This is a genomic window from Campylobacter sp. B0100352/1 (assembly GCF_020135855.1).
GTDB classification, from domain to species: domain Bacteria; phylum Campylobacterota; class Campylobacteria; order Campylobacterales; family Campylobacteraceae; genus Campylobacter_D; species Campylobacter_D taeniopygiae.
In genome coordinates this window covers 107,885-127,170 of the sequence record NZ_JACHTP010000001.1, presented here as the reverse complement: position 1 = coordinate 127,170, position 19,286 = coordinate 107,885, and the positions used below count along the sequence as shown (strand labels likewise).

The window sequence follows — 19,286 nt, the reverse complement described above, 5'->3', positions numbered from 1 at the left end:
TTTGAAAAATTCTTATAGAATTTTTCAAAAATTAATCCAAATTTAAAGCTTGTATCATCGCCTTTTTTATTTTTTCTCTTTGATTTTTAAGATCAAAAAATAATTCAAAAGCAAACACTCCTTGCCACAAAAGCATTTCAAGTCCATTTTTTACTTTCAAATTGTATTTTTTACAAAGCTTATAAAAAGGAGTTTCTTTATTGTAAATGACTTCAAAAGCAAATTTAGCATTAGGTAAGAGCTTGTGTAAAATTTCTTCAGAACAAGGTAAATCATCATTTACCAAACCAGCCGAAGTGGAATTAATAATCAAATCAAAATCAAAGTCTTTTAAATCTTCATAAAGACTATTTTTATAAGTATTGAAATATTGAAGTCTTTTAGCACTACGATTAGTGATATAAACATCCACGCCTTTTTGCTTTAAAACATAAGCTAACACAAGAGCCGTTCCACCTGCTCCTAAAATCAAAGCTTTTTTGATGTTTTTAAATTCTTTAATGGCTTGTAAAAAACCTATTCCATCTGTATTGTAAGCATAGATTTGATTGTTTTTAAAGCAAAGGGTATTAGCAGAACCTACATGAGTTGAAACTTCATCTTTAAAATCAGCAATTTCATAAGCTTTTTCCTTAAAAGGAGCGGTAATATTTACAGCATCAAAACCTATTTTTAATAATTCTTCTTTTAAAAATAAATCATTCTTTAAACAATAACGAGTATAAATTCCTTTTAATCCAAGAAGTTTAATCGCGTTATTATGCATTCTAGGTGATTTAGAATGCATAATGGGATTGCCTACAACGGCTAAGAATTTCATTTTAAAGTGAAAGAAAATGCGTCTTTAGCTACTTCTTTTCTAATTTTAGCAAGCTCTTGTGAAATATTTGCTTTGCTAAATGGTCCAATTAAAACCTTAGTTATTTCTTTACCTGAAACTGTTGTTTTATAAAGCTTATATTCATAACCTTTTTTTCTAACAGCTGCTAATTCTCTAGATTTTTGATCCAAATTATTTACAGAAAAAATTTGCACATAAATTCCAGAAGGCAAACCATCCGGATTAACAGGTTTTGCATCAACATTTTTAAATAAATCATTAGCGTTTTGTTGCTGATTTTGTTTTACAGCGTGTTCTTGTTTTTTAGTTGTGGTATCTTTTACTGTAGTAGGTTTTTTAACCTGCTCTTTTGGTTGTTCTTTTGGCTTTTCTTCAACTTTAGGAGCTTGTGAATTTGTAACAGTTTGCTTTTTCTCATCCGAAGTATTAGAATTTGACTCTTGTTGAACATTATCTTGATCAGGTAAGGCAAAATTTGCATTATCAAGATTTTGATCTAAGGTGCTAGTTTCTAAGCTACTATCGTTTTGATCACCTTGAATTTGTTTTCTTAAAGCTTCAAATTGATCTTCTGCAGAATTATCTGTAGTAATAGGCATATTTTCAAAAGAATTATCTGTATTACTATCTTGAGCAGTGCTTGTAGGTTCGCTAGGTAAAACTGTTTGATTTTTATTATCATCACCACCGCTGTTAATCAGCTTCATAACAATCATAATGATTAAAAATAAAATAATTAAAGCAATCACTCTTAAAAGAATTTTTTTTATCTTTTCGCTTTTATTGCTTTTTTCTAAAATGATATCATCAAAATCATTTTTATTATTTTCCATATTTTTCCTTTCTCACATATGTTTAGACCAAGAACTACCGCGTTCTTTTTGATAAACCTCATAAGGTAAAACTAAAATATTAAATTCCCTTGGAACGTCCATACTTGGAAAAACTTTCCATTCTACAGGCATTTTACTTGCAAACATCATTGAAAGTTTAGATGCTAAAGAATAACCTTCGTTTAACGAAGTGTGACCTTTGTGAATATACAAATGTAAATGTCCTGGAGTTTTTGTTCTATAAGCAGTAAAATTTATAAAACCTTCTTCGCGCAAAATAAGCTGAGCACGATGATAAAATCTTTCAGCATTAAAGCCATTATAGTCAAAAACAATATTTTCAACTTTATTATCTTTAGTAATCAAATCATGAGCAACGATAATTTTTTTAGCTGCATGCTCTCTCATAATACTTAAATTTAAAGGAGAGTCAATTTTTTCAAATTTGTCAAAAAACAAACGCCCACGATGGGTGATTTTATTGACAATTCTATTTCTCATGACATAATAATGACTACCGATTATCTTAATTAATGACATATCCATAGGTGAAATCAAAACATAGCCTTTGTATAAATTATAAAATTTTTCGCAAGTTCTTCAAGTTTTAATCTAATGTCTTTTTGCAAATTAATATTATTAATATCATCTAAAATATCCGCTATATAATTTGCAACAATTTCCATTTCTTTCTCTTTAAAACCTCTAGCAGTAAGCGCTGGTGTTCCTAGTCTCAATCCACTAGTTATAAATGGACTTCTAGTCTCACCTGGAACTGTATTTTTATTTGCAGTTATACCTGAATTTCCCAAAGCTATATCTGCATCTTTTCCGCTAAATTCACGATCTAAAAAGCTCATTAAAACAAGATGGTTATCTGTACCATCGCTTACAAGCTTATATTTTCTATCCATCAATACTTTAGCTAAAACTTGGGCATTATTTCTTACTTGTTTTGCATAAATTTTCCATTCTTCGCTAAGATTAAATTTAAAGCCCACAGCCTTAGCAGCAATCACATGCATTAAAGGGCCGCCTTGAATTCCTGGGAAAATTGCCGAATTAATTTTTTTAGCGATCTCTTCATCATTACTCATTATGATGCCGCCTCTTGGACCTCTTAAAGTTTTATGAGTTGTAGAACTTACAACGTGAGCATGAGGAAAAGGATCAGGATGTTCTCCAGCAACAACAAGTCCGGCAATATGCGCTACATCTGCAAAAAGATAAGCACCAACTTCATCTGCAATTTCTCTAAATTTAGCAAAATCGATAAATCTAGCATAAGCACTCGCACCACATACTATCAATTTTGGCTTAACTATATGAGCTATTTCTCTGACTTTTTCATAATTAATTCTTCCATCAAGCTCTACACCATAAAAAAAGCTTTCATAAATTTTTCCAGAAGAACTTACTTTAGCACCATGAGTTAAGTGGCCACCATGGCTTAAATCCATACCTAAAATTTTATCACCTGGATTTAAAAGAGCCGCATAAACGCCTTGATTGGCTTGAGAGCCTGAATTAGGTTGAACATTAGCAAAATTGCATTTAAAAAGTTTTTTACATCTCTCAATAGCCAAATTTTCTATTTCATCAACAACTTCACAGCCTCCATAATATCTTTTATTTGGATATCCTTCAGCATATTTATTTGTCAATACGCTTCCCATAACCTCCATAACCTCAGGTAAAGTGAAATTTTCACTTGCTATCATCTCAAGGCCTTCGCATTGACGCTTTAATTCTTGATTTACCAAATTAAAAATTTCTTGATCAAAACACTCTAAACTCATTCTTTACCCTCCTTTAATTCTGATTTTAATGGCCTCATGGCCGGAAATAAAATAACATCTCGGATAGATTTTTTATTAGTTAGCAACATAACCAATCTATCAATTCCTATTCCCTGTCCTGCCGTAGGTGGCATACCATAGCCCAAAGCATTAACAAAATCTTCATCCATTTCACATGCTTCTTCATTACCTGCATTTTTTGCTTCTATTTGTTTTAAAAATCTTTCATATTGATCTAAAGGATCATTTAACTCATTAAAACCATTAGCCAATTCTCTTCCGCAAATAAATAACTCAAATCTTTCAGCTATATTAGGATCTTCATCGCTACGACGAGAGAGTGGGCTAATAGAAACTGGAAAATCTGTAATAAAAGTAGGATTAATCAACTTACTTTCTACATAATTATCAAATAATTCTGCTTGCAAATGTCCTAAATCTAATTTTTCATTAGCTTCAAAACCATCAGATTTTAATTGAGTTAAAATTTTATCTTTATTTTCTATAACTTCATCACTTAAACCACCATATTTTTTGAGGGCTTCCTTGTATGAAATTCTTTCAAAAGGTTTTGAAAAATCGATTTTATGACCATCAAATTCTATAACTTTTTCTAAATTTAATTGATCCAAAAGTAAAGAAAAAAGCTCTTCTGTGAGATCCATCAAATCTTTATAATTATGATAAGCCCAATAAAATTCTATCGTTGTAAATTCTGGATTGTGTGTTAGATCCATACCTTCATTTCTAAAACAACGATTGATTTCAAAAACCGCTTCAAAACCTCCGACTATAAGTCTTTTTAAATAAAGTTCTGGTGCGATTCTTAAAAATCTTTCAACACCTAATGAGTTATGAAATGTTATAAAAGGCTTAGCATTAGCACCACCTGCAATTGGATGCATCATAGGTGTTTCAACTTCTAAAAAACCTTTGCTTTCAAAAAAATGACGGATTAGGCTTACTACTTTAGAACGAATTAAAAAATCTTTTCTAACATCTGAATTCATAATCAAATCCACATAACGTTTGCGATATCGTTGTTCTATATCTGTAAGCCCATGATATTTTTCAGGTAGCGGAACAATGGATTTGGTAGCAAGTTTTACCTCACTTGCGTGAAGACTAAATTCACCTGTTTTAGTTACAAAAGGAAAACCTTTTACTAAAACAATATCTCCCACCTCAAGATTTTTTTTAAGTAAATTAAATTGTTCTTCGCCGATGCTATCTTTGCTGAAATAAATTTGTAAATTAGTATTTTCATCTTCTATATTTGCAAAAATAGATTTTCCAGCTATTCTTAAAAGCTTTAAACGTCCTGCAACAATTCCAAAACTATTTTCATCTCGCTTAGTTTCGCTTTGAAGTACATAAGAAAATTTGGTTTTAAAATCCGATAAAGACATTTCTTTTTTTAGAAAATGCGGATAAGGATTTATACCAGCTTTTCTAAATTCATTTGATTTTTCTATTCTTTGCTGTTCTAAAATATTATCAAACATTAGATTTTTACCTTAATTTTTTGATTACAATCATCGCAAATTCCATAAAGTTGCATTAAATGCCCCGTTAGTTTAAAATTATATTCCTTAGCAATTAAAGCTTGTTGTCTTTCTATAATAGAATTTTCAAATTCAATAATTTTACCACAATTTTTACAAATCATGTGATCATGATGTGGTTTATTGGCTAATTCGTATTTTTTTCCAGCTGAACCAAAAGAGATAGAAGTAACCATTTCAGCTTCTTCGAGTAAATTTAAAGTTCTATAAACAGTAGCAATACCGACATTTAAATCCGGTTCAACTTGCTTTATTTCCATATATAAGCTCTCTGGTGTATGATGCGTATCGCTATGATATAATGTTTTTAATAATATTTCCCTTTGTTTTGTGTATTTAAGACCACCTTGTCTTAAAATTTTTTTAAATCTTTCCAATAATACATCATATTCTACATTTTCAATCAACATTTATTGTTCCTCTTGAAAGCTGTTGAGATTGTTGGTTGTATTTTTTATTTTATCAAGACTATCTTCAGCTAAAGGTTGATTCATGATAAAAGAACCTGTATCTTTGAGTAATTCTAAAGTATAACTATCTTTGGCAAAAGAATTTAATTTGCTATTTAAAAAATCGATTCTTGCTATGCAAAAAACAAAAATAGCAAAAATAAAAAATATTTTTGCACAGCCAAAAATAAATCCGCCTATACGATCTAAGAAACCCAAACCACTCAGTTTAACTAATTTTGAAAGAAAATTTCCAAGTAAAAGACAAACTATCCAAAAAATAATTAAAATCACTAAAAAACCTGCAAAATTAGCCAAACTTTGATTCTCAATTTTATAAAAAGTATTTTCTATAAAAGTAGAAGCTGATGAAGAATATTTTGAAGCGACAAACACACCTCCAATAATCCCCAAGATTCCAAATACTTCTTTAATCAAACCATTGATAATACCTTTAAGACCCAAAAGTAAAGTAAAACCTAAAATAAAAGCATCAAACCAATAAAAATTCATACTCATCCACTTTCACTATATCTTTAAATTATTCTACAAGCAAGTATTAAATAATAAGTTAATCATTCTATAATCTTAGGCACAACAAAAAAATTCTCATCTTTTTTTGGAGAATGTTCTAAAACATCTTTAATGATATCTTTATTTTCTATTTGATCCAATCTTAAAGGAGTGCCACCTTTAATGGTGCTTACTGTGATCTCTGAAGAACTTAAATCCAACTCATTAAGCTTTTCAACAAAATTAACAATTTCCTCAAGTTCTTGCACCAATTTGCTCCTTTTATCTTCTGCAATTTTTAAAGCGCTTAATTTTTCAAGTTTGGTAAGCAATTCTTCATTTATTTGCATTTTGTAACCTTGATTAAAAATTTAAATGATAATAAAAATTATAACATAAAAAAGCTTTAATTATTTTACAATATTTTAGAATTTATAAATTTATGTTACAATAATGCTAACTGAAATCATAAAATAAAAATTAAGGATCAAAATTTGAGCTTAAAAGATAATTTAAAATCTATTAAAACAGATCTTAATGCTGAAGAGAAAATGATAGAAAATTTTATAAAAAGTGAAAGATTTATAAAAAAATATAAAAAATATATATTTTTAATTGCAATTATCGCTATTCTTTGGTTTGCTATTAGTTTTGGAATTTCTAAAGTTGAAGAATACAATAAGAAAGAAAGCAATAGAATTTATACTCAATTGTTAAAATATCCAAACGATACAAACCTTTTAAATCAATTAAAACAAAAAAACGTTAATCTTTATGCTGTATTTCTTATCAATGAAATCCAAAATGATAATAACAATACAAATTTAAAAAATCAACTCAAAGCTATAAGCTCTGATTCTGACATAAATCCTTTGTTACAAAATATCATTTTTGCATTTTTAGGAGAGAAATCGATATTTTTAAAAGATTATGATAAACTTTTAGAAGCTTGCAAACTCTTAGAAGAAAATAAAATCGAACAAGCAAATGTATTGCTTTCTCAAATTAATGAAAATTCAGGCCTTAAACAAATTGCTAAAAATCTCAAACATTATCAAGGTATTTCACAATGAAACATTTTTTTATAACCTTATTTGCCTTAATTTTTATTTGTGCTTGTGGTACGAAAAGACAATATTTTGAGCCGGCTTATACAGATGGGGAATTAAATCATAATGGTAGCTTAAAGGCCACTATCGTTGATTGGAATTTATTTTCTGCTAAACTTAGCAATAATCAAATCATTTTAAAAAATACTCAAGCGACTCATGATTTTAAACTTGATAAAAACTATATTCTCTTAGCCTATCAAGATGGAGAATTTATCGAGGCTGATGATAATGGAAATTTAAAAATTTATAATAGCGCCCATGAAGAAACTTATTCTTATAAATTTGACGCTACTGTTGTAGGAATTGCCTTAAATGGAGATGATTTAGCACTTGTGTTGGCCAATAATAGCATTGTTTTTGCAAATCGTTCCTTAGGTATTAAATTTATTCAAACCCTTACTCCAGCACCTGCTCAAGATAATCGCGTTGCAAATCCGATATTCTTAGATAATGTTATTATTTATCCTACTTTGGATGGAAAAATCATGGTTTTATCAAAAGATACTTTGAAAATTGTCAAAGATATTGTTGTTTCTGCGGAAAACTTTTTTAATAATATTATTCATCTAAGCATACAAAATAATCAAATTATAGCAGCCACAGCAAAAAGAGTAATGATAATTGACCCTAGAAGAACTATTTATCAAGACTTTGATATAAAAGATATCGCAGTGAGTGATAATGCAATTTTTATATTTGAAAAGAATGGAAATATTGTTAAAACTGATTATAATTTAAAAATACTAGAACAAAAGAAATTCGATTTTGCTATCTTTACAAAAGTGAATTTGTATCATGATCATTTATATGCTTTTGAAAAAACAGGGTATTTAATAAAATCAGATTTAAATCTTGAAAATATACAAATATTTAAATTCTCAGAACCTGTTGAAAAAATGTCTTTTATGGGCAATGGTAAATTTTATTATGGAGATAAAATTTTAGATTTGCAATGAGTATTTTAAAAGAAGCAATGGATATTTTAAATTTAGATCTTAAAACTTTTGATCTAAAAAAATTGAGTACAAAAAAAACTTATTTATGTGCCTTAAATAAAGAAGTTGTACTTTTTATCTATACTGGTAAATCTCGTTTTGTTTTAAAAAATGCCTTATTTTTAGATAATTTATCAAGCAATTTTAATTTAAATAAAAAGTTTTTTTTTACCAAAAGCGTTCTTTGCTCCAAAGCAAAGCAGTATCTTAGTGAAAAGGGATTTGATATTCATGTTGTTTTGTGACATTGGTAATTCTAATGCTAATTTTTTAGAAGATCATAAATATTTTACACTAAGTATTGAACAATTTTTAGAATTTAAAAGCGAACAAAAAATTTTTTATATTAATGTCAATGAAAATTTAAAAAATTATTTAAAATCGCAAAAAAATTTTATCGATTTGGAACCATTTTTTGTTTTTGATACTATTTATCAAGGTCTAGGAATTGATCGTATTGCTGCTTGTTATACCATAGATGATGGAGTGATTGTAGATGCTGGAAGTGCCATTACAATTGATATTATCGCCAATTCTATACATCTTGGAGGTTTTATCTTGCCAGGAATTACAAATTTTAGAAAAATATATGCCCACATTTCACCTAGATTAAAATGTGAATTTAATACCCAAGTAAGTTTTGATGCATTCCCACAGAAAACAAAAGATGCTTTAAGCTATGGAGTTTTTAAAAGTATTTATTTACTTATTAAAGATACAGCGCAAAATAAAAAACTTTATTTTACTGGTGGAGATGGACAATTTTTAGCAAATTATTTTGATAATGCTATTTATGATAAACTTCTCGTTTTTAGAGGTATGAAAAAAATTATACAAGAAAATCCTAATTTATTAATATAAAATGTTACAAAAATTCTCATTAAAAATATTATTTTGATATATTTTAACCATTTGTAAAACAAATTCAATTAAACTTTTATAAATAAAATTCTATGATTTATAAAAAAAGGAAAAATAATGCCTAAAAAAGAATTTGATATATTAATCATAGGAGCTGGAATTTCTGGATCTGCATTATTTTATGAAATCGCACGATATACAGATATCAAAAATATCGCTTTAATAGAAAAATATCATTCTCCTTCAACTTTAAATTCAAAAGGAACAAGTAACTCTCAAACCATACACTGTGGCGACATTGAAACAAATTACACCCTAGAAAAAGCTAAAAAAGTCAAAACAACAGCAGATATGATAGTAAAATATGGAATTTTACAAAACGCCCAAAATCGTTTTATGTTCTCTCATCAAAAAATGGCCTTAGCTGTTGATGATATAGAATGTGATTACATGAAAAAACGCTACGAAGAATTTAAAGAACTGTATCCTTACATCAAATTTTTTGATAAAGAAAAAATCAAATCCATTGAACCTAAGGTAGCTCTTGGAAAAGATGGGATAAATGATAGACCTGAAAATATTTGTGCTATGGGCGTAGAAGCTGGAGAAATTTTCACAACTGTTGATTTTGGGAAAATGAGTATCAGTCTTATCGAGCAAGGGCAATTGCAAAACAAAAATACTTTTGTAGCTTTTAATGAAGAAATTATCCATATAGAAAAAAAAGATGGATATTTTCTTTTAAGAACAAATACTTATCAAGAATATTATGCCAAAGCTGTCGTCGTAAATGCTGGTGCACATTCTTTATATTTGGCACATAAAATGAATTTAGGTTTGGATAAATCTTGTTGGCCTGTTGCAGGTAGTTTTTATCTTACAAAACAAAAATTACTCAATGGTAAAGTTTATATGGTTCAAAATCCAAAATTACCTTTTGCAGCACTACATGGAGATCCTGATTTACTTGCCGATATGAATACACGTTTTGGGCCAACCGCACTCGTTATCCCGAAATTGGAACGCTATCATGGATTAAAATCTGTACCTGAATTCTTTGAAGCTTTAAAATTTGACAAAACTGTTTTTAAAGTTACTTTAAATATGTTTAAAGATTCAACTATTAGAAATTACATACTCTATAATTATCTTTTTGAATTACCTTTTATCAATAAAAATATCTTTGTAAAAGATGCTAGAAAAATAGTTCCGAGTTTAAAAGCTAGTGATATATATTATGCAAGAGGTTTTGGAGGAGTTCGTCCTCAAGTAATTGATAAAAAAAGAGGGGAATTGATGCTAGGGGAAGCAAGTATTGCTGAAATTCCTGGAATTATTTTTAATATGACTCCTAGTCCAGGTGCAACGAGCTGTTTAGGCAATGCACAAAGGGATGCGAAATTGATGTGTCAATATTTAGGAGCTAAATTTGATGAAGATAAATTTAATTCGGAATTATTGTAAATATTAAAAACTTAAAATAAGGATTATCATGCTTAAAAAAACAAAAATTGTAGCAACTGTTGGACCCGCAAGTGAAAGTGAAGATGTTTTACGTCAAATGATTATTAATGGTGTCAATGTCTTTCGTTTAAATTTCTCTCATGGAACTCATGAGTATCATAAAAACAATCTTGAAACCATACGTAAAGTTGCTAAGGAACTCAATACTAGAATAGGAATTTTACAAGATATTAGCGGTCCAAAAATTAGAACAGGGGAATTGAAAACCCCCTTTGATCTAAAAAAAGGAGATAGGCTTGATTTTTATCATGAAAAAATTATAGGAGAAAAAATCAAGGAAAATCATTATAAACTTAGCATCAATCAAAGTGAAATTCTAAATATGCTTAAAATTGATGATTATATTTATTTATATGATGGTTCTATTCGTGCTAAAGTAGTCAGTATTGATTCTGACAAAATTCAAACTCTTATTGAAAATGATGGTTTTTTAAATTCGAACAAAGGGATTAATTTTCCAAATACTAAAATTAACATTGATGTTATCACTCAAAAGGATAAAAATGATCTGATTTGGGGAATAGAAAATGGGGTTGATTTTCTTGCCATTTCTTTCGTTCAAAATGCTCATGATATCAATGAAGTGCGAGAAATTTTAATAAAACATAACGCCAAAATAGCCCTTTTTGCTAAAATAGAAAAATTTGATGCAGTTGAAAATATAGATGAAATTATTGATTCTAGCGATGGTATTATGGTAGCACGTGGTGATTTAGGTATTGAAGTGCCTTATTATAAGGTTCCAAACATTCAAAAAGAGATTATCCGCAAAGCTAATAATGCCTCTAAACCTGTCATTACAGCCACTCAAATGCTTTTTTCTTTAGCAAAAAGCAAAACCGCTACAAGAGCTGAAATTTCAGATGTAGCAAATGCAGTATTAGATGGTAGCGATGCTGTAATGCTTAGCGAAGAAAGTGCCGTGGGTATAGATCCTGCTAATGCTGTTGATATCATGTGTCAGACAATCATAGAAACAGAAAAAAACTATCCTTATAATAAATTTAATGATTTTGAAAATTTAGACAATACAGATAAAATTATGCGTTCAAGTGCAAATTTATCTAAAGATTTGAATGCTGATGCGATTTTTTCTCTCACAAGTAGCGGAAAATCAGCAATGAAAATTTCTAGATATAGGCCTAGCATGGATATCATAGCTGTAGCTCATTCAGAAAAAACTCTTAATTTATTAAGTATAGTATGGGGGGTTAATCCAGCTATTTTAGTTAATAAAAGCGATCATTTAACAGAATTATTAAAAAACACAGTTAAATTAGGTATAGAAAAAGATTTTATCAATGAAAATAAATGTTATATATTAACAGCGGGTTTTCCAACAGGAGTAGAAGGAACGAGTAATCTTATTAGAATACTTGAAAAAGACCAAATATCTTATTATTTAAAATAATTTTTAAATAATATAAAATTTTTATTAAAAAAGTCGATATAAAATATAACCTCACTATTAAGGAGCAAAAATGCAAGTGAATACTTATTCAAATATCGCTAGCATGACTCAAACCCAAGTTAGCAATAAGAAGGTAGATGAAGATGCTAAAAAAAATACCAAAGATGCAAACCTTCAAAGTGCTAGTTCAAGCAAGGATATCAATAAAGATGCTCTTGAAAAACTAAGCTCACTTGGAGGAAAAGGTATTACTCAACTCTATATGGTTCAATTCCAACAACAAACTATGAATACAGTTTTTGGCACGAGCAATGCTCAAGCTGGAATTGAAGGTCTTTTAAATGGAGGAAATTTAGATACCGCAAAATCTATTCTTTCTAGTATTGATTTTACATCTTTAGGTTATAGTGGTAAAAATCCACTTTCAATGAATACCGATGAATTAAAACAGCTTGTAAGCGAAGATGGATTTTTTGGTGTTAATAATACGGCAAATCGTATCGCTGATTTTGTAATCAATGGAGCTGGAAACGATGTCGATAAACTTAAAGAGGGGCTTGATGGGATAAAAAAAGGATTTGAGCAAGCAGAAAAAATGTGGGGTGGAAAGCTTCCTCAAATCAGCCAAGATACAATGGATGCAGCAATTAAAAAAGTTACTGATCGCATTGACGAACTTGGAGGAAAAACTCTAGATCTTCAAGCTTAATCCATAAAGATGTTTAAAATTATTTAAACATCTTTAATTTTTTATATCAAAGGTAAAAAATTTACTCTTAAAATCATTCGGTAGTGTTTTATATTGATTAATAGCAGCTTCATAATTTTGCACTTCTTGATAAAGCAAACCTAAGGCAGCTTTACTTTCTTTATTATTTTTATCAGTTAATTTTGAAAGTTGCAATAAAGCTATAGCCGAATTTGGATTATTTGCCCCTATGGCTGCAACTGCAGCTAAAAATAAAGTTCTAGTATCTTTAATTTTATAATCATCAATTAAAATATTATAAAGTGCATAAGACTCTTCAAATTGCTTAGCAAAAATATCTAAATATGCTAAAGTTTGTATAATACTTTCGCTTTCAAATTTAGAAGTATTCATTAATTCTTTAAATTTATTTCTTTCCAAATTTAAAAGTCCAGACACATGCATTAAATCAACATAAAATTCTCTAGCAATATTAGGACCCCCAAAAACACTGCGATAATCAAGTTTTAAATTTTTAAAATGAATTTGTGCATTTTGGGCATACTCTTTAATATTAAAATTAGAATTTAAAGAATTAAAATATAAAATATTTGCAATAATATCTTCTGGTAGTTGTGATCTTAACTTGGCCATTTCAACATCCATACGATTACTAAGATTATTATTTTTAGCAATGATTGCTTTAAACATTAAACTTAAAGGCGTATCAGAAGTTTTTTCATCCAAATACGGAAGCATTGAGACATAATCATTTTTAACCAAAAACAGCATACTTTTTTGCATATTTGCTTTAAAATTCGTATCAGCACTCATATTTTCAACAATTTCATTATAAAGTTTAGTTGTATCTAAATCATTTAATTTAGCACAAAATAAAGCAAAAACTCCTGCTAAATAATTTTTAGGATTTAAATGATAGGAGCTGAAAAAATATTTGTAAGCTTGTTCATAATCTTGCATCTGTGCGTAAGATAAAGCTAAATTATACTGTAAAATACTATGTTCTGGATAATTTTTCAACAATTGCTGAAATTCTTCATTGGCAAGTCTTAATTGCTGATTTAAAGCATGATTAATAATATTGGCAATTTTTACATTTGTAGAAGATAAAACATTACTCGTTGTTAAATACTCTCCTGAATCCGCACTATCATCGACAAAATTTGTAACATTAGCTTTTTCTATATATAATGATGCTTGTTTAGAATCAAAAACTTGATAAGGGGCGTAATAAAAAAGCAAATCAAATTGATTTTTTAAATTTTTCAATAAATCCTTAGAAAAATGACTCTGTGCTATAGCGATATTAAACAAATCATTGTTTAATCGCACTTTTATTTTATAACGATCTAAAATTTTATATTGATCTTCCTCTTTCTTATAAGCATTTTGCAAACGCATAAGCATATCTTGATAATCACCCGTTTTAATATCAACAAGACTTAAAGCTGCCAAACTTTGATTGAAATCTCTATCGATTTTCATAGCAGTATTTAAAGAAGATTTAGCTTTATCATATTCTCCCATTCTAGCATATAAAAGACCCAAAGAAAGACTGGGTTCAAAATTTCCTTGAGAATTTAGCTGTTGTACTGCCTTAGCATCAAAATCCATCTTAGTATAAATTTTAGCTGATAAATATTTAGAAATATCATTATAAGGATCAATATTTACCTGCTGAAACATTTGCAAAGCCTCTGGATAATACCCTTTATAATAATCTATCAAAGCCAAATAATAATTATATAATTTTGATTTTCCTTCCTTAGGAAGATAAACTTGTGCTAAATCAATATAATATTTAAATTTTTCTTTATCATTAAGCTTTAAAGCACACACAGCAGCATTAATAGCAGATACAGTTTGATTTTCACCACTAGCTATAGCTTTTTTAAAGCTTTCAAAAGCCTCTTGCAATTTTCCTTCATTCATTTGAGAAACGCCTAAATTGTAATTAGACAAAGATTCATTATAAATTGCAATTTGTTTATATAATTTCAAAGATTGTTGAATTTCTCCCTTGAGATAAAGTGCATTAGCTTTTTGTATCATAGCATCCACTTTAGCCATATCTTTATACTTATAAGATTCATCAGGGACAATTTCAGATTTTTCAACTGGTTTTGAAGCAATAATATCTGCTTTAATATTTCCTTCGCTAAAAATCAAATAAGTTAAAGTAAAAACCAAAATACAGATAATAACTAAAGAAACTCCAACAAGAGACATAAATTTTCTATCTTTATACCAAGGGATTAATTCTTGACTCCTAGTTTTTTCAAAAGAAGAAAATTCTTCAGGTGCACTTTCTCTTGTAAAACTAAAACCTACATCATCTTCATTGGATCCTTCAGATAAAGATACAAATTCTTCATCATCAGGGGCTTGACCTTCTTGCCCCTTAAATTCTCCTAAACTTTCATCAAGTCTTTCTTTATTATTTAAATCGTCTTCTGATCTTTCTAATACTATATCTTCTTTTTCTGCCATTTATTTTCTTTAAAAATATTTTCTTAAAACATCAGGAATAGCAATTTTTCCTTCTTTATCTTGATAATTTTCCATAATGGCAACCAAAGTTCTACCTACAGCTAATGAAGAACCATTTAAGGTATGGACTAATTCATTTTTACCTTGCTCATTTTTATAGCGAATTTTGGCACGTCTTGCTTGAAAATCACGACAATTAGATACAGAACTAATTTCTCGGTATTTATTTTGAGAAGGAATCCAAACTTCAAGATCAATAGTCTTTGCAGCACTAAAACCCAAATCTCCCGTACAAAGCATCAAATGTCTATGAGTCAAACCTAAAGAGCTTAATAAATCGCTCGCACACTCTACCATTTCATTAAATACACTATCGCTTTGCTCAGGTTTAGTAATACTTACAAGTTCTACTTTTTCAAACTGATGCTGACGAATGATTCCTCTTGTATCACGCCCTGCACTACCCGCTTCTTTTCTAAAACAAGCGCTATAACAAGTCATTTTTATCGGTAAGCTTTCACTGGTTAAAATTTCTCCACTATAAAGATTGGTTACTGGAATTTCAGAAGTTGAAATAAGATATAAATCCTCATCATCGACTTTATACATATCATCTTTAAATTTTGGCAATTGCCCAGTTCCAAACATTGTAGCGCCATTAACCAAATAAGGCACATTGACAAAATTAAAACCACGACTTCTATTAAAATCGATCATATAATTAACCAAAGCTCGACTCAATAAAGCACCTTCGTTTTTAAGCACACAAAAACGACTTCCAGAAATTTTAACCCCTCTTACAAAATCAAGCCAATCTAAACTTTCACCCAAATCATGATGTTCTTTTGGCTCAAAATCAAAACTTGGTGGAGTGAGGACTTTTTTTATTTCCACATTTTCATCTTCATCCTCGCCAACAGGAACAATATCATCTGGAATATTTGGAATAGCATGGGCAATATTTTCAAGTTCATCTTCTAAAGCACCCACCTTTTGACTTTGTTTGTTGATTTTAATTTTATTTTCACTCAATTTTGTTTTCAACTCTTCTTTATCTTGCGCACTTGCAAGTTCTTTACTGAATTTATTTTGAAAGGCTTGAAGCTCTTCTAAAATTGTCCTTTCTTTTTTCAATAATGCAAATAAATCAGCTAATTTTTTTAATGTTTCCTCATCAACTTTTTTATTTTTTAATTTTTGACTCACCTCATCAAATTGATTTTGTAATTTTTTTAAATCAAGCATCTTACACCCCTTATAAGCCTATTTTAGTATAAATTTTTTGCATCTTTTCTTGAGCAATTTTTCTTGCTTTACTCGCACCAAAATCCAAAACCTCTTTCAAATAAGAAGGCTTATTTAAAAGCTCATTGTATTTTTCTCTTATTTCTTTGAAATAATCAATCACCAACTCATTTAAATACATTTTAAAATGTCCATATCCCTCGCCTCCCTTTAAATAACGATTTCTCAAATTTTCTTGTCCTTCATTATCTAAAAATAATTTTGCTATTTTAAAAACATTACATTCTTCAGGATTTTTAGGATCTTCTAAAGCAGTGCTATCTGTTACTATCGATGAAATTTGCTTTTTTAAAGTTTTATCATCATTAAAAATATCTATAGTATTTTTATAAGATTTACTCATTTTAGCCCCATCAGTCCCTACAATAACGGCAAGATCTTCGTTGATTTTAGCTTCGGGTAAAATAAAAATTTCTCCCCATTCATTATTTACTTTTAAAGCGATATCACGTGCGATTTCTACGTGTTGAATTTGATCTTTACCTACAGGAACAAGTTGAGTGTCAAAAAGTAAAATATCTGCTGCCATTAAAACAGGATAAGAAAAAAGTCCATGAGAAGCACTTAGCCCTTTAGCAATTTTATCTTTATAGCTATGCGCACGCTCTAATAAACCCATAGGGGTAAATTGTGATAAAATCCAATAAAGCTCCATCACTTCTTTCACATCACTTTGTAACCAAAAAACACTTTTTTGTGGATCTATACCAAAACTCAAAAAAGCTGCGGCCGCTTTTATTGAATTTTCTTTCAATTTTTCCCCATTTTGCAAAGAAGTCATAGCATGATAATTAGCGATAAATATAAACATTTCACTTGTATTTTGTGCATCTATCATTTGTTTAATCGCACCAAAATAATTTCCGATATGCAAATCTCCACTAGGCTGAATTCCGGTTAATACTCTCATTTAACTACCTTTTTTAATTCACTTATAAGCTCATCAATACTTTTATTTTCAATATCCAATATCACATCAGCTTTATCTTCATAAATTTTTATTCTTTCATTATATAACTTTTTTGCTTTAATTTCATCAAAAAATAAAGGTCTTTTAGCAATTTCATCTTTATTTAAACGCTTTTTCAAATACTCAAAATCAGCCCTTAAATAAACACTCAATCCGATTTTTTCCAAATTTTTTACATTAACAAAACCGCCACCACTTGCAATACAAGCATTTTGACAAAAAATAAAAAAATCAGCTAATTTTTGTTCTTGTTCTCTAAAAAAACACTCGCCTTTGTTTTTAAAAATTTCATTAACACTTTGCTTAAATTTCGTCTCAATCAATAAATCACTGTCTAAAAAAATTCGGTCTAACTCTACAGCCAATACTCTAGCTATAGTGCTTTTTCCACATCCCATAAAACCGATGAAAATAATATTATCCATTCTCATCATTTTCCTTGCTTCCCTTTTTGCGTGAAGCAATGATTAAAGGCACTCCCTCAAAATCAAATTCTTTTCTTATCTTATTTTGCAAATAACGCTTATAGCTAAAATGCAAGGCTTTTGGACGATTCATAATTAAAGCGATTTTTGGAGGAGCAACATCATATTGCACAGCATAATAAATTTTAACCAATTTTCCATAATCATGTGGCAATGGGTGTGCTTTGGTTGCACTTTCAATTAAATTATTAAGTTTTGAAGTTGGGATTTTTTGTATGAAATTTTCAAAAACTTGCAAAATTTTATCAAGTATCACATGCACTCTCTTACCACTTAAAGCTGAAACACTAACAATAGGCGCATGAGCTAAGAATTTAAAACGATCAAGTTTTAGTTCTTTAACCGTTTTATCAAAATCAAGCTCACTTTTATCCCATTTATTTAAAACTATGATAACACCTAAATAATACTTTGCAATAAGTCCTGCTATTCTTTCATCAAGTTCATTAAAGCCTTCATCTGCATCTAAAACCAAAAGTGCGATTTGAGAATTTTGCAAAATTTTTTCAGTACGATTTAAGGCAAATCTTTCTAACCCTTGAATTTTTCCACGTTTTCTAATCCCTGCAGTATCTACAAATTCTATTGTTTTATCTTGATGAGTTATAGCTTCATTTACAGGATCAATTGTAGTTCCAGCTATACTACTAACGACACTACGTTCTTGTTTGACTAAAGCATTTAAAAGGCTTGATTTTCCAACATTAACACGACCTACAATCCCTACTCTAATATGATTTTGATCTATCTCTTTAAATTGCAATTCTTGTTTGTTTTCATCATAATGCTCTAAAAAATCCTCTAAATCTTGTTCTTCATCAGGAACCAAGCTAGTTTCATTTAAAAATTGCTCCAGCCAGCTATAAAGCTCATCAAGTCCTACATTATGAGTTACTGAAATATTGAAAATTTCTTTTACACCAAAATTTGCAAATTCCCATGCTCTTTCTTCATCTTTTTTATTATCCACTTTATTGATAACTAAGGCTAGCGGTTTATTTAATTTTTTTAAAGAATAAAAAAAACGCCTATCTTCTTCATCAGGAGCTAATTTTCCATCAACAAGATAAAGAATAATATCGCTTTCTTTGGCAACTTTTAAAGTATTTTTTTTAACATTTTTAAAAAGCTCATCACTCTCATCAAGTCCGCCACTATCAATAATAAAAGCGCTCTTAGAGCCAATACAAGCTTCAGTTTTATTTGTATCTCTTGTTGTGCCAGAAATTTCACTTGTGATTGCTATTCTTCTTTTTGCCATCCTATTAAAGAGGCTTGATTTTCCAACATTAGGCTTTCCTATTAATATAATGCTTTGCATTTTTTTCCTATTTTTCAAAGTAAAATTTTTTTAAGAAAAATTATATAAAATTTGCCTTAATATTAAGCAAAAAAAGACTAGAATTAATCCATTTTTCAAGTTA

The 19,286-nt window shown here is 29.1% G+C and carries 20 protein-coding genes; 7 read left to right on the top strand and 13 right to left on the bottom strand.

Annotated elements, in window-relative coordinates; all coding sequences use genetic code 11:
* Positions 1-31: 31 nt before the first annotated feature.
* From H2279_RS00675 to gatC, 8 genes are all read right to left on the bottom strand, one after another.
* Positions 32-820: a shikimate dehydrogenase gene (locus H2279_RS00675; RefSeq protein WP_337195249.1), complete on the bottom strand. Its 789-nt coding sequence runs from the start codon at positions 818-820 to the stop codon at positions 32-34.
* Complete coding sequence (locus H2279_RS00670) at positions 817-1,674, bottom strand: SPOR domain-containing protein (RefSeq protein WP_337195248.1); 858 nt, start codon at positions 1,672-1,674, stop codon at positions 817-819. Before H2279_RS00670 ends, H2279_RS00675 begins: the two co-directional genes overlap by 4 nt.
* Before the next feature lie 12 nt (positions 1,675-1,686).
* A complete protein-coding gene (locus H2279_RS00665) occupies positions 1,687-2,232 on the bottom strand; it encodes a DUF1882 domain-containing protein (RefSeq protein ID WP_137623220.1) in 546 nt (181 codons plus the stop codon).
* Entirely contained in the window at positions 2,229-3,473 is a 1,245-nt protein-coding gene (locus tag H2279_RS00660; RefSeq protein ID WP_137623221.1) for a serine hydroxymethyltransferase, read from the bottom strand. The genes H2279_RS00665 and H2279_RS00660 overlap by 4 nt, the downstream gene beginning before the upstream one ends.
* On the bottom strand, positions 3,470-4,978 hold the full coding sequence (gene lysS / locus H2279_RS00655; protein ID WP_137623222.1) for a lysine--tRNA ligase: 1,509 nt from the start codon (positions 4,976-4,978) through the stop codon (positions 3,470-3,472). The genes H2279_RS00660 and lysS overlap by 4 nt, the downstream gene beginning before the upstream one ends.
* Positions 4,978-5,448 carry a Fur family transcriptional regulator gene (locus H2279_RS00650; protein WP_137623223.1) on the bottom strand — a complete coding sequence of 157 codons (471 nt, stop codon included), beginning with the start codon at positions 5,446-5,448 and terminating at the stop codon, positions 4,978-4,980. The genes lysS and H2279_RS00650 overlap by 1 nt, the downstream gene beginning before the upstream one ends.
* A complete protein-coding gene (locus tag H2279_RS00645) occupies positions 5,449-6,000 on the bottom strand; it encodes a CvpA family protein (protein ID WP_137623224.1) in 552 nt (183 codons plus the stop codon).
* 62 nt (positions 6,001-6,062) lie between these two features.
* Complete coding sequence (gene gatC / locus H2279_RS00640; RefSeq protein ID WP_137623225.1) at positions 6,063-6,350, bottom strand: Asp-tRNA(Asn)/Glu-tRNA(Gln) amidotransferase subunit GatC; 288 nt, start codon at positions 6,348-6,350, stop codon at positions 6,063-6,065.
* A 144-nt stretch (positions 6,351-6,494) separates the two neighbouring features.
* Between gatC and H2279_RS00635 the strand changes: the two genes are divergently transcribed.
* The 7 genes from H2279_RS00635 (at position 6,495) to H2279_RS00605 (ending at position 12,612) form a co-directional block, all read left to right on the top strand.
* The gene (locus H2279_RS00635) at positions 6,495-7,073 is read left to right on the top strand and encodes a hypothetical protein (RefSeq protein WP_337195247.1); all 579 of its coding nucleotides are present in this window, start codon (positions 6,495-6,497) and stop codon (positions 7,071-7,073) included.
* Positions 7,070-8,068, top strand: a complete 999-nt coding sequence (locus tag H2279_RS00630) for a hypothetical protein (protein ID WP_337195246.1) — start codon at positions 7,070-7,072, stop codon at positions 8,066-8,068. Before H2279_RS00635 ends, H2279_RS00630 begins: the two co-directional genes overlap by 4 nt.
* Positions 8,065-8,352, top strand: a complete 288-nt coding sequence (locus tag H2279_RS00625; RefSeq protein ID WP_137623228.1) for a tram-like protein — start codon at positions 8,065-8,067, stop codon at positions 8,350-8,352. The genes H2279_RS00630 and H2279_RS00625 overlap by 4 nt, the downstream gene beginning before the upstream one ends.
* Positions 8,339-8,968 (top strand): type III pantothenate kinase, encoded by a 630-nt coding sequence (locus tag H2279_RS00620; protein WP_137623229.1) that lies wholly within the window; start codon positions 8,339-8,341, stop codon positions 8,966-8,968. The genes H2279_RS00625 and H2279_RS00620 overlap by 14 nt, the downstream gene beginning before the upstream one ends.
* Positions 8,969-9,085: 117 nt before the next feature.
* Positions 9,086-10,432: an FAD-dependent oxidoreductase gene (locus H2279_RS00615; protein ID WP_137623230.1), complete on the top strand. Its 1,347-nt coding sequence runs from the start codon at positions 9,086-9,088 to the stop codon at positions 10,430-10,432.
* Between the two features lie 28 nt (positions 10,433-10,460).
* Complete coding sequence (gene pyk / locus H2279_RS00610) at positions 10,461-11,903, top strand: pyruvate kinase (protein WP_137623231.1); 1,443 nt, start codon at positions 10,461-10,463, stop codon at positions 11,901-11,903.
* Between the two features lie 70 nt (positions 11,904-11,973).
* Positions 11,974-12,612 (top strand): hypothetical protein, encoded by a 639-nt coding sequence (locus H2279_RS00605; RefSeq protein WP_137623232.1) that lies wholly within the window; start codon positions 11,974-11,976, stop codon positions 12,610-12,612.
* Positions 12,613-12,645: 33 nt separating this feature from the next.
* Here the strand turns inward: H2279_RS00605 and pflB are convergent, their stop codons facing one another.
* The 5 genes from pflB to der are packed head-to-tail and all read right to left on the bottom strand — an operon-like array spanning position 12,646 to position 19,183.
* Complete coding sequence (pflB, locus tag H2279_RS00600) at positions 12,646-15,102, bottom strand: motility protein PflB (protein WP_337195245.1); 2,457 nt, start codon at positions 15,100-15,102, stop codon at positions 12,646-12,648.
* A 9-nt stretch (positions 15,103-15,111) separates the two neighbouring features.
* On the bottom strand, positions 15,112-16,347 hold the full coding sequence (gene serS / locus H2279_RS00595; protein WP_337195244.1) for a serine--tRNA ligase: 1,236 nt from the start codon (positions 16,345-16,347) through the stop codon (positions 15,112-15,114).
* Positions 16,348-16,357: 10 nt separating this feature from the next.
* The gene (trpS, locus tag H2279_RS00590) at positions 16,358-17,317 is read right to left on the bottom strand and encodes a tryptophan--tRNA ligase (RefSeq protein WP_137623235.1); all 960 of its coding nucleotides are present in this window, start codon (positions 17,315-17,317) and stop codon (positions 16,358-16,360) included.
* Entirely contained in the window at positions 17,314-17,808 is a 495-nt protein-coding gene (locus tag H2279_RS00585) for a shikimate kinase (RefSeq protein ID WP_337195243.1), read from the bottom strand. The genes trpS and H2279_RS00585 overlap by 4 nt, the downstream gene beginning before the upstream one ends.
* Positions 17,795-19,183, bottom strand: a complete 1,389-nt coding sequence (der, locus tag H2279_RS00580) for a ribosome biogenesis GTPase Der (RefSeq protein ID WP_337195242.1) — start codon at positions 19,181-19,183, stop codon at positions 17,795-17,797. The genes H2279_RS00585 and der overlap by 14 nt, the downstream gene beginning before the upstream one ends.
* Between the last annotated feature and the right edge of the window lie 103 nt (positions 19,184-19,286).